This is a genomic window from Saccharothrix sp. (assembly GCF_031180885.1).
In the GTDB taxonomy this organism is placed as follows: domain Bacteria; phylum Actinomycetota; class Actinomycetes; order Mycobacteriales; family Pseudonocardiaceae; genus Actinosynnema.
The window spans coordinates 36,490-47,819 of the sequence record NZ_JAPSLK010000060.1; the positions used below are offsets into that span (position 1 = coordinate 36,490).

The window sequence follows — 11,330 nt, forward strand, 5'->3', positions numbered from 1 at the left end:
AGCCGACGCCCCCCACTGGAGGACTCGTGCCCAGCTTGCCCTCGCTCGGCGGCCTGAGAGGCCGCGTGCCCGACCGCGACCGCCCGGCGGTGCCCATCCCGGTGCCGCTGTCGGCGTACGTGGTCGACTGCGGGGTCTACGTCGACGGCGAGCGCCTGCCCGGCCGGTGGTCGCACACCGACGCCGTCGAAGAGGTGCGCGGGCGCGGCGAAGGTTTCGTGTGGATCGGCCTGCACGAGCCCGACGAGGAGCAGATCCAGGGCGTCGCCGAGACGTTCGGCCTGCACGAGCTGGCCGTCGAGGACGCGGTGCACGCCCACCAGCGCCCCAAGCTGGAGCGGTACGACAACACGCTCTTCATGGTGCTCAAGACGGTCCGGTACGTGCAGAACGCGTCGCCCGACACGGCCAACGAGATCGTGGAGAGCGGCGAGGTCATGGTCTTCCTCGGCCGCGACTTCGTGGTGACCGTCCGGCACGGCAACCACTCCGGCCTGGCCGTGGTGCGCCGCGAGCTGGAGGCCGAGCCCGAGCGGCTCAAGGTGGGGCCGGCGGCGGTGCTGTACTCCATCGCCGACCACGTGGTCGACAACTACCTCGACGTGACCGACCACATCGAGGACGACATCGACCAGATGGAAGCCCTGGTGTTCGCGCCCCGCAGCCGGGTCAGCGCCGACCAGATCTACCTGATGAAGCGCGAAGTCCTCGAACTGCGCCGCGCGGTGATGCCCCTGGCCGTCCCGCTGCGCCGGCTGGCCGAGGGCTACACGCCCCTGATCCCCGAGCAGGTCCGGTCGTACTTCCGCGACGTCGACGACCACCTGACCGAGGTGTCCGAGCGCGTGATCAACTTCGACGAGCTGCTCACCACGCTGGTGAACGCGACGCTGGCGAAGATCACGCTCCAGCAGAACTCGGACATGCGCAAGATCTCCGCGTGGGTCGCGATCATCTCGGTCCCCACGATGGTGGTCGGCGTGTACGGCATGAACTTCGACTTCATGCCGGAACTGCGCTGGAAGTACGGCTACCCCATGGTGATCGCGGTGATCCTGGTCGCCTGCCTGACCCTGTACCGAATATTCCGTCGGAACCGCTGGCTGTAGCCCCCTTCCACCCCGACCCCGACGGGATGCCCCGACATGACCAGAATGTTCACCAACCTGCGGTTTTGGATCGTCGCCTTCCTCATCGGCTGGCTGACCACGGTCACCGTGCTGATCGCCACCGGCAACTGAGCCCTTTTCGCCGCGCAGCGCGCTGTTCCGGCGCGCTGCGCGTGTTCACGCCCACGGCTGGGTGTTCCACTCGAACGGGATGCCGTGGCCCGCGCCCGCGCCCAGGCGCAGCGAAACCCCGCCCGGCCACAGTTTCAGCAGGAGCTGGAACTCGTACCGGGTCTGGTCGTGGGTCCGGCGGGGTTCGAAGACGAGGAGGGCGAGCGGGGCCATCGGCGTGGCCCGGGCGGCGGCGTCGGCGAGGATCGCGCGGCCCATGGCACGGTCGGCCGGGGAGGCGTACTGCCAGACCACCGAGTGCCAGACGACGGTGAGGACGTCGCGTTCCGGCTGGGCCAGCTGGTCGGCGAGCCACTCCGGACCGGCGGCGCGGCGCACCGGGACCGGGTCGAGCACGGCCAGGTCGAGGGCGGCCTGGAGGCGGTCCCAGCGCGCCAGCTGGTCGGCCCACACGAACGACGACAGGTGCAACCGGCCTTCCTCGGTGGACACGTCGACCGGGTTCAGGTCGCAGCCGGCGCGGCCGACCAGGCGCAGGCTGTGCGTCAGGTCGACGGGCGGGCGGGCGGTCCAGCCGGTGTCCAGGACCAGCGGGCTGCCCGGGTCGCCCAGCACGGTGTCCCCGAAGCGGTAGGCGACGCGGTGGGGGCGCAGGTTCAGGCCGCCGGACGCGCCGACCTCCAGCAGCTTCACGCAGAACGGGGTCCGCCGGCCCGCGGCCTCGGCGGCCAGGTGGGTGGCCGTGTGCAGGCCGCCGAACAGCGGTGCGCTGCGGCCCGGCTCGTTGGTCTGCACGACGGTCGACGCGATCAGCGCGCGGAGTTCGTCGGCGTGCTCGTCGAGGACGGGCAGCGCGTCGGCCCACAGCGTCGGCAGGTGCGGTTCGCCGCCGACGGTCGGGTAGTGCTTGGCCAGGGTCGGCGCGCGGCCCTCCAGGACCAGGCGGTGCAGGGCGCTCGCGAACCGCAGTCCCGGCACGCTGCCCTTGCGGTCGCACTCGCTGCCCGCCATCACCTTCGCGGTGGTCCCGCCGCGCGTCAGGTCCTCCGCCGCCGACACCAGCAGGGTGTGGGTGAGCGGGCTGCGGTCGCGGCAGAGGGCGGCGGCGTCGAGGAACAGCTCGGCGAGCACGTCTCGCACGGTAGACCGGATTTCCCCGTGCGGCACCAGGGGAAACACCGGTTCCACCGGTTCGTCGGCAGCCGGCTTTCCGCTTAGGCTCGACGGATGCCGAGGGTGCTCGCGGTGGCGGACGAGGTGGTCGAGCAGCTGTGGACCGAACAGGTGCGGCGCCACGACGTCGACCTGGTCGTCGCGGCGGGCGACCTGCCGTTCGACTACCTCGAGTTCCTGTCCTCGGCGCTGGACCGGCCGTGCGTGTTCGTGCCCGGCAACCACGACGTGGACCTGTCCGGGTACGCCAACGTGCGCGGGCTGTGGACGCGGGCGGGGCTGCCGGCGCGCTGGCCCGGTCCGGCGGGCGGGGTCAACGCCGACGGCGCGGTGGTGGACGTGGCGGGGCTGCGGATCGCCGGGCTGGGCGGGTCGATCCGGTACAACGAGGGGCCGAACCAGTGGACCGAGCGCCAGCAGGCGCGCCGGTTGCGGCGGCTGACCCGGCTGGCGGCGTGGCGGAAGCTGCGCGACGGGCGGGACGTCGACGTCCTGCTCACCCACTCGCCGCCGCTGGACTGCGGCGACGAGCCCGACCCGCCGCACCGGGGGTTCGCCTGCCTGCACGACGGCGTCCGCCGGCTGCGCCCGACACTGCTGCTGCACGGCCACATCCACCCGCACGGGGCACCGAAACCCGACCGGCACCTGGGCCGGACCCGGGTGGTGAACGTGGTGGGGTACAAGGTGTTGGAGGTTCCCTGATGCGCCGGGACACCGGTTTCCCGCAAGCCGACGCGGAGAACGACTTCCTGCGCGCCCGCCGCCGGCAGGTGCTGTCCCGGCTGGCGGCGTGGCTGCGCCGGGAGCCCGACGACGTCAACATCATGCTGCCGTTCCACGAGGTCGTGGAGGCGCTGGGGGTGGTCAGCGAACGCAGGCTGGGGCTGCAGACCGTCCGCCTGGACTCGATCGTCGGCAGCGTCGACCGGACGCGGGACTTCGACCGCCGATTCCGCCCCACCTCCGCCCGGACCCGCGAACGCTGGCAGCGCCTGGCGTTGGCGGCGCGGCGGGGCGAGTCCGTGCCGCCGATCGAGGTGTACCGGGTGGGCGACCTGCACTTCGTCCAGGACGGCCACCACCGGGTGTCGGTCGCGCACGCCCTGGGTCTGGAGACCATCGACGCGTACGTGACGGAGGTGGTGACCCGGATCGCGGCCCACGGCATCCGCCACCGGGGCGACCTGATCGTGAAGGACTACCGCCGGCTGTTCCTGGAGCGTGTGCCGCTGTCCGGCCAGGCCAGGGCGGAGGTGCTGCTGTCGGACCCGTGGGACTACGCCGAACTCGGCGAGCACGTCGAGGCGTGGGGGTTCCGCCTGATGCAGGACGAGGGCGCGTTCCTGGACCGGGCGACGGTGGCGATGCGGTGGTACCGGGAGGAGTACGTGCCGGTGGTGGAGATGCTGCGCCAGGCCCACCTGGTGGGGGACCGCACGGAGACCGAGGCCTACATGTGGGTCGCCGCCGAACGCTACCGCCTGATCCGCACCCACCGCTGGGACCCGGACGTGATCGACGCCCTCCGCTCACGCCGCCGCTAGCGCTGGCCTTCGAGTCTGGGGAGCGGACGGGCTTGGTCCATGACGCGGTCGGTGTAGCTGTCGAGGAGGCGGGTGGCGATCTGCTGTGAGTAGCCCAGGATCACGGCCCACAGGAGTAAAGCCGCCTGGGACGCCACGCCGATCAAGCCCGTCGTGACACCCGCGCCAAGGGCCAGGATGCCGATCACCGCCAAGGCCGCCCCGAGCAGGATCTTGATGGTGGCCTGGTAGCCGATCATCACGTACGGCGAGAGGCTGGGGCGGCGGCGCAGCAGGAGGACCACGGCCGACAGGATCGCGCCGAACGCGCCGAGCACCTGGATCAGCCACACGTCCGCGCCCGCCGCCGTCCGCCCCGACGGGCATACCGTCGGCAGCCGCTCCGAACCCACGCACATCGGGATCAGCCCCGGCTTCACCAGCCCGATGATGCCCAGCAGCGTGTTCACCACGAACAGCACGAACGACGCCGCGATCAGCTTGTTCCGCAACGCCCGCGACCCCGCGTGGGCGAAGTCGGACTTGTCGAACGCCGCCCGCAGCGCGTCCACCACGATCTCGCGCTCGATGGACAACGGGAACTCGCCCGGCCGCAGCTCCTCCAGCGCGACCCGCCTCGGGTCGTCCTCGTCCAGGTTCTCCGCGACCCGCGCCTTCAACCCCGGCAGCCGCCCGAGGAACCCGTCCCCGGCCGCGACGACCGCGATCTCCGCCTCGTGCAACGACCGCCACGCCCGCTCGATGTGCCAGCCCGACCACCACGAGGCGACCGTCCGCAGCCGCGACTCCTCCCGGTTGATCATGTCGTCGACGACGGCCGCCTCCTGCTCGGCCACCTCGCGCCACTGCCGGCTCTCCGGGTCGAGCGGGTCAGGCGGACCCAGGGCCGCGAGGTCGGCGCGGACGCGGTCCAACCGCGACTGGACCACCAGCCGCCAGTCCGTCACCCGTGGCCTGCGCGTCCCCACACTTCCGATGGTGACACCGGCCCGTTCCGTTTCACTCAGCCGTCCGAGTGATCAAGCCAGGGCCGGGTCGGCGGCCGGCACCAAACGGGGCTGGATGTGCGTGTACCAGCTCCCGTTCACCGACGTCAGGGCACCGTCGAGCGGGGACCGGAGCTTGCTCAGAAAGCCCATGGTGCTGATCCAGTCGTCCACGCCGTCCGCGTCGAGCACGAACGGGGACCCCGTCAGGCAGGACTCCGCGGCGCGCATCGCCGGGCCGGTGTCGCGCAAGCGTTCGCGGTGCCGGGCGCGGAAGTCCGCGGACTCGGCCCGGTCGCGGTAGGCGTCGGGGAACACGCGGCGCGCCACCCCGGACGCGGAGTTGCGGCGCAGCAGGCCGGGCTCCGGCACGACGACGGGGAACGTGGTCACGTCGTCGTCGTGCAGCGTCACGCGCCAGGGTCTCTCGGAGGACATCCGCGACAGTATGCGTGACCTGCGTGGATCACCGGCGCGGACGGCCGACCGCACCCCCTGTGGCGGTCGGCGCGCCCGGCACCGGCCGGACCGGGCCACCGCGCGGGGGTGGTCCGGTCCCGTCACGAGGGGATCAGGCCGTGCGGCCCGGTTCCACCAGTTCGCGCAGGCGCGGGGGCATGCGCTTCTCCAGGCCGAACGGCTCCAGGTGGGCCTGGAGGACGCCGTCGAACGCCCGCTTCACCGACGTGGTGTCCCAGCAGTCGCTCTCCAGGATCGGCTGCTTGAAGTAGGGATGGCCCACCAGGTGCAGCTGGCGGCCGTTGCAGCGCACGATCTGGCCCGTGATGCCCTCGGCGGCGTCGCTGAGCAGGAACAGCACCAGCGGCGCGACCTTGCCGGGTGTGCGGTCGGCCGGGATCGCGCGCAGGGACCGCTCCGATTTCCACACCATGCGGGTGTGGGCGACCGGGCACACGGCGTTCACCCGGACGCCCTCGGTCTCCAGGTCCAGCGCCCACGAGAAGCTGAGCGAGGCGACCGCGCCCTTGGTGGCCGCGTAGGTGGCCAGTTTGCGCTGCCCGAAGAACGCGCCCGAGGAAATGTTCACGATGGAACCGCTGCCCTGTTCGCGCATCACCCGCATCGCCGCGATACCGGTGTATATGACACCCAGCAGGTTCACCTCGACCGTTCGGCGCACGGTTTCCGGGTCGTCATCCCACGACTGGGTCTCGTAGTTCAGCCCGGCGTTGTTCACCAGGCCGTCGAGCCGCCCGAACTCGGTCACGCACATTCCCACGATCTTCTCGGCCTCGGTCGGGTCGGTCACGGTGTGCGTGCTCGCCACCGCCCGCCCGCCGTAGGCCCGGATGTGCTCCGCGACCTGTTCGGCGAGGTCGGCGTCCACGTCGTTGACCACCACGGCGGCGCCGGCCTGCGCGGCGTGCATCGCGTAGGCCTCGCCCAGCCCCCGCCCCGCACCGGTGATCACGACTGCTTTTCCGTCAAGAATCCCCATCGCGCGCTCTCTTCTGTGCTCGGCGGTCTCCCCTACCCCGAAGCGGTCGATCGGGGTTATCCCCGCCTTCGACCAGGGTGGTGACCGACAGAAGCGAAAGCGGCGCGAAAGCGGCGAGATGCGGCTTTGCTGCGCTGAATGGCCTATGGAGTTCGTCCCGACCTATGGTCTTGGCTGGTCAGTAACTCCGCGTGACAAGCGCCAAAAGGGGGCCGTCCGCGCACGTCGGGCGGCCCCCGGCGGCAATCACTCGGTGGAATACGTGAGGTTGCGCCCGGTGTCGGGGTCGAACAGCTGGACCTTGTCGGCGTCGAACCAGATCTCCGCCTGCTCACCCTCGGTCGCCGTCGAGGCCGCCGAGATGCGGGTGACCAGGGAGACCCCGCCGCCGGGCACGTCGGCCGACCCCGCGTCGGCGGCCAGCTCGGCCAGTTCCTGCGAGGTGGCCTGCTCGCCGGACAGGCTGAAGTAGGCGAACTTGTCCGAGCCCATGGACTCCAGCACGTCCACGTTGCTGGTGAACGTGACCCCGCCACCGCGCAGGTGCTCCTCGACCAGCCGGGCGTCCTCGAAGTGCTCCGGGCGCAGGCCCATGATCACCTCGCGGGGCGCGTCGGCGCCCGCCAGCAGGCCGCGGACCCGGTCGGTGAGCGGGACGTCGCCCAGCGCCGAGCGCAGCACGCCGTTCTCCAGCCCGGCGGGCACGAAGTTCATCGACGGCGAGCCGATGAACCCCGCGACGAACAGGTTCGCCGGGTGGTCGTAGAGGAACTGGGGCGCGCCGACCTGCTGCACGGCCCCGCCGCGCATCACCACGACCCGGTCGCCGAGGGTCATCGCCTCGGTCTGGTCGTGCGTGACGTACACGGTGGTGGTGCCCAGCTGCTTCTGCAGCCGCGACACCGACGTCCGCATCTGCACGCGCAGCTTGGCGTCCAGGTTGGACAGCGGCTCGTCCATGAGGAACGCCTTGGGGCTGCGCACGATCGCGCGCCCCATCGCCACGCGCTGCCGCTGACCGCCGGACAGGTTCGACGGCTTGCGGTCCAGGTGCTGGGTCAGGTCCAGGATCTCGGCGGCGTCCCGGACCTTCTTCTCCACGGTCGCGTTGTCGACCTTCGCCAGCCGCAGCGGGAAGGCCATGTTCTCCTTCACCGTCATGTGCGGGTAGAGCGCGTAGGACTGGAACACCATCGCGATGTCCCGGTCCTTGGGCGCGCGCTCGTTGACCCGCTCGCCGCCGATGCGCAGCTCGCCGGACGTGATGTCCTCCAGCCCGGCGATCATGTTCAGCGTCGTGGACTTCCCGCAGCCCGACGGGCCGACCAGGATGATGAACTCGCCGTCGGCGATCTCGATGTCCACGTCCTTCACGGCCACGGCGCCGTCCGGGTACTGCTTGGTCACCTTGTCGAGCACGATCTCGGCCATTGCTTCACCCCTTGACGGCGCCGGAGGTCAGACCGGCGACGATCCGACGCTGGAAGAACAACACGAACAGGATGATCGGGATGGTGATGACCACCGCGGCGGCGGCGATCGACCCGGTCGGGTCCTCGAACTGGCTGCTGCCGGTGAAGAACGACAGCGCCACCGGGACCGTGCGCGAGTTCTCGGTGGAGGTCAGCGAGATCGCGAACAGGAAGTCGTTCCAGCAGAAGATGAACACCAGGATGGCCGTGGTGAACACGCCCGGCGCGGCCAGCGGCGCGATGACCCGGCGGAACGCCTGGCCCGGGGTCGCGCCGTCCATCTTCGCGGCCTTCTCCAGCTCCCACGGGATCTCGCGGAAGAACGCCGACAGCGTGTAGATCGCCAGCGGCAGCGCGAAGGTGATGTAGGGCAGGATCAGGCCGGGCCAGGTGTCGAACAGCCCCAGCGACCGCTCGATCTGGAACAGCGGCGAGATCAGCGAGATCTGCGGGAACATCGCGATCAGCAGCGAGACGCCCACCAGGAACCGCTTGCCCGGGAAGTCCAGGCGGGCGATCGCGTAGGCGGCCATGGTGCCGAACACGACCGCGATGGCGGTGGCGATCAGCGCGATGCCGATCGAGTTCACCAGCGCCCGCACGAACTCCGTGGTGGAGAAGATCGCCGCGTAGTTGTCCAGGGTCCACTCCCGCGGGATGAAGTTGCCGTCCGCGAGGGTGGCCTTGGACTTGAACGACAGCGACACGATCCACAGCACGGGGAACAGCGCGTAGACCACGACGAGGATGTTGAGCACCGTCCAGCGGGCCTTGCGGCCCGTGGTCTCGGCGCCGCCGACGCCTGCCATCAGCGCCTCCCGTTGTCGCTGCCCGGCGCCGCGGTGCCGAACAGCTTGATGAAGATGAACGCGATGATCGCCACGGCGATGAAGATCAGCACCGACATGGTCGAGCCGATGCCCAGGTTCAGGCCCTTGATCAGGTTGTTGTAGGTGATCATCGAGACCGACGACGTGCCCTGGGAACCGCCGGTGAGCACGAACAGGTTGTCGAAGATGCGGAACGCGTCGAGGGTGCGGAACAGCAGCGCGACCAGGATCGCGGGCTTCATCACCGGCACCATGACCTTGATGAACCGCTGCCACGCGTTCGCGCCGTCCATCGCGGCGGCCTTGAGCAGGTCGTCGGGCACCAGGGCCAGGCCCGCCATCAGCAGCAGCGCCATGAACGGCGTGGTCTTCCAGATCTCGGCCAGGATCACCACCATGACCGCCGGGATCTTCTCGGTCAGCACGGGTTCGCCACCGGCCACGATCTCGGCGAGGTAGCCGGTGCCCGGCGTCCACGCGTACCGCCACGAGAACGCGGCGACGACGGTGACGATGCCGTACGGGATCAGCGAGGACGTGCGCACGATGCCCCGGCCGACCAGCGTGCGGTGCATGATCAGCGCCAGCGCCATGCCCAGCACCAGCTCGATCAGGACGGACACCACGGTGATCACGATCGTGATCCACATGGCGTTCCACCAGTACGAGTTGGACAGGACGGTGACGTAGTTGTCCAGGCCGACGAACTCGACCCGGTCCGGGAACTTCAGGTCGAAGCGCTGGAGGGACAGCCAGACCGAGTAGATGATCGGCCACCCGGCGACCGCCGCCATCACCAGGATCGCGGGCGCGCAGAGCAGCAGCCCCAGGCGGCGCTCGGCCTTCTTGCCCTCGGACAGGGCGGCCTTGGCCTTCGGGGAGGGTCCGGGCTTCTCCTTGGTCTCCGTGGTGAGTGCGTGGCTCACGGCAGCACCCCCTTCGAGTCGAGCGCGTCCTGCAACTCCTGCCGCAGCCGGTCCGCGGTCGCCTTCGGGTCGATGCTCGCGGGGGGCGACAGGATGGTGGAGATGACGGTCGAGACGTTCTGGTAGGCCGGGGTGCGCGGGCGGACGCTCGCGCCCTTCAGCGTCTCCAGGATCGCTTCCTTCATCGGGTACGGCTTGGCCATCTCCGGGTCGTCGTAGACCGACTCGATGGTCGGCGGGACGCCGTCGTTGATGGCCGCGAACTTCTGGCTCTCCGCGCTGCGCAGGCACATGACGGCGTCGAACGACTGCTCGGAGTGCTCGGTGAACGCGCTGACCGCGTAGTTGATGCCGCCGACGGTCACCTTGGCCTCGTCGCCGTTGATCGACGGGTACGGGGCCCACTTGAAGTTGGGCGCGAGGGTCGGGTTCTTCTGCGCGGCGGCGTAGACGTAGGGCCAGTTGAGCTGGAAGGCCGCCTTGCCGTTCTCCATGGCCAGGCGGGCGTCGTCCTCGGCGGCGTTGGAGAAGGACGGGTCGACGACCGGGGAGGTGGCGAAGGTCTTGAGGACCTCCAGCGCCTTGACGGCGTTGTCGTCGATGATGGCCCTGGTGCCGTTCTCGTCGAGGATCTGCCCGCCGGCGGAGTTGACGAGGGTGTTGAAGAGGACGACCAGGCCCTCGTACTGCTTGCCCTGGCCCACGACCAGGCCGGGTTTGCCCTGGTTCTTGAGGTCGGTGGCCATCTTGATCATCTCGTCCCAGGTCCTGGGCGGGGTGGGGACGAGGTCGCTGCGGTACCAGAGGAGTTGGACGTTGGTGTTGTCCGGAGCGCCGTAGAGCCGGCCCTCGTAACGGGCCGTGTTCAGCGGGGTCTCCAGCGTGCCGTTCTCGACCTGGGACTTCGCCGAGCCGGTGAACTCCTTGATCCAGCCGGCCTTGGCCAGTTCCGCGGTCCACGTGACGTCCAGGGCGAGGACGTCCATGCCGCTGTCCTCGGCGGCGAGCCTGCGGACCATCTGCTCGCGCTGGCCGTCGGCCTCGCGGGGCAGCTTGTGGTAGACGATTCGGTAGCCGTCGGCCTGCTCGTTGCAGCGGTCGACGATCTTCTGGAAGTTCTCCTGCGGGTACTTGTAGACGTTGATGGTGACCCCGCCGTCACCCGAGCCGCACCCCGCCAGCGCGGACGCCGCGACGACCACGGCACTCCCGGCGGCGGCCAACCGATGACGCCTCATCGGCCCTGCCTCCTTCCCGACAACTCAAGGAGCCAGACCGCACCGCCCGGCACCTCGTCGTGCCCCACCCGCCGGACCGCGGCACGGCTCGGCGGGTGGAACGAACGTAGGCCCGATGATCAGGTGCCGCAACCACCGGAGCCCGGAACGGCTCTACCCGCTGATCACGAGTGCCAAACCTGTGGTTCGGCGAGTGGGTGCGCGGTGGGTGTCGGGTGTGCGCGCGGTGGGGCTTCGGGTGAGGTGCGTCTGGTAGGGCTGCGCCGGGTAGGGGCGCTGGGCTGGGCTGGCGTGCGCCGGGTTGGGGCGCGCTGGGCTGGGGCGCGCTGGGCTGGGGCGCGCCGGGCTGGAGCGCGCCGGGCTGGAGCGCGCCGGGCTGGAGCGCGCCGGGCTGGAGCGCGCCGGGCTGGAGCGCGCCGGGCTGGAGCGCGCCGGGCTGGACCGCGACGTGCTGGCGC

At 70.5% G+C, this 11,330-nt stretch carries 11 protein-coding genes; 3 read left to right on the forward strand and 8 right to left on the reverse strand.

The window, feature by feature from the left end; translation table 11 throughout:
* The first annotated feature begins 26 nt into the window (after nucleotides 1-26).
* Nucleotides 27-1,109, forward strand: a complete 1,083-nt coding sequence (corA, locus tag RIN75_RS37280; protein WP_309116807.1) for a magnesium/cobalt transporter CorA — start codon at nucleotides 27-29, stop codon at nucleotides 1,107-1,109.
* A 177-nt stretch (nucleotides 1,110-1,286) separates the two neighbouring features.
* On the opposite strand, the gene RIN75_RS37285 is transcribed toward corA, so the two are convergent.
* Entirely contained in the window at nucleotides 1,287-2,372 is a 1,086-nt protein-coding gene (locus RIN75_RS37285) for a DUF2332 domain-containing protein (RefSeq protein WP_309116808.1), read from the reverse strand.
* 96 nt (nucleotides 2,373-2,468) lie between these two features.
* Between RIN75_RS37285 and RIN75_RS37290 the strand changes: the two genes are divergently transcribed.
* Nucleotides 2,469-3,119 (forward strand): metallophosphoesterase, encoded by a 651-nt coding sequence (locus RIN75_RS37290; RefSeq protein WP_309116809.1) that lies wholly within the window; start codon nucleotides 2,469-2,471, stop codon nucleotides 3,117-3,119.
* Nucleotides 3,119-3,961, forward strand: coding sequence for a chromosome partitioning protein ParB (locus RIN75_RS37295; RefSeq protein ID WP_309116810.1), 843 nt, complete (start codon nucleotides 3,119-3,121; stop codon nucleotides 3,959-3,961). The genes RIN75_RS37290 and RIN75_RS37295 overlap by 1 nt, the downstream gene beginning before the upstream one ends.
* Here the strand turns inward: RIN75_RS37295 and RIN75_RS37300 are convergent.
* From RIN75_RS37300 to RIN75_RS37330, 7 genes are all read right to left on the reverse strand, one after another.
* Entirely contained in the window at nucleotides 3,958-4,929 is a 972-nt protein-coding gene (locus RIN75_RS37300) for a hypothetical protein (protein ID WP_309116811.1), read from the reverse strand. The genes RIN75_RS37295 and RIN75_RS37300 overlap by 4 nt on opposite strands.
* A 51-nt stretch (nucleotides 4,930-4,980) precedes the next feature.
* Entirely contained in the window at nucleotides 4,981-5,385 is a 405-nt protein-coding gene (locus RIN75_RS37305; RefSeq protein ID WP_309116812.1) for a hypothetical protein, read from the reverse strand.
* 133 nt (nucleotides 5,386-5,518) lie between these two features.
* The gene (locus RIN75_RS37310) at nucleotides 5,519-6,406 is read right to left on the reverse strand and encodes an SDR family oxidoreductase (RefSeq protein WP_309116813.1); all 888 of its coding nucleotides are present in this window, start codon (nucleotides 6,404-6,406) and stop codon (nucleotides 5,519-5,521) included.
* Nucleotides 6,407-6,652: 246 nt separating this feature from the next.
* On the reverse strand, nucleotides 6,653-7,837 hold the full coding sequence (locus RIN75_RS37315; protein WP_309116814.1) for a sn-glycerol-3-phosphate ABC transporter ATP-binding protein UgpC: 1,185 nt from the start codon (nucleotides 7,835-7,837) through the stop codon (nucleotides 6,653-6,655).
* 4 nt (nucleotides 7,838-7,841) lie between these two features.
* Nucleotides 7,842-8,687: a carbohydrate ABC transporter permease gene (locus tag RIN75_RS37320; RefSeq protein WP_309116815.1), complete on the reverse strand. Its 846-nt coding sequence runs from the start codon at nucleotides 8,685-8,687 to the stop codon at nucleotides 7,842-7,844.
* Nucleotides 8,687-9,634: a sugar ABC transporter permease gene (locus RIN75_RS37325; protein WP_309116816.1), complete on the reverse strand. Its 948-nt coding sequence runs from the start codon at nucleotides 9,632-9,634 to the stop codon at nucleotides 8,687-8,689. The genes RIN75_RS37320 and RIN75_RS37325 overlap by 1 nt, the downstream gene beginning before the upstream one ends.
* The gene (locus RIN75_RS37330; protein ID WP_309116817.1) at nucleotides 9,631-10,872 is read right to left on the reverse strand and encodes an ABC transporter substrate-binding protein; all 1,242 of its coding nucleotides are present in this window, start codon (nucleotides 10,870-10,872) and stop codon (nucleotides 9,631-9,633) included. The genes RIN75_RS37325 and RIN75_RS37330 overlap by 4 nt, the downstream gene beginning before the upstream one ends.
* Between the last annotated feature and the right edge of the window lie 458 nt (nucleotides 10,873-11,330).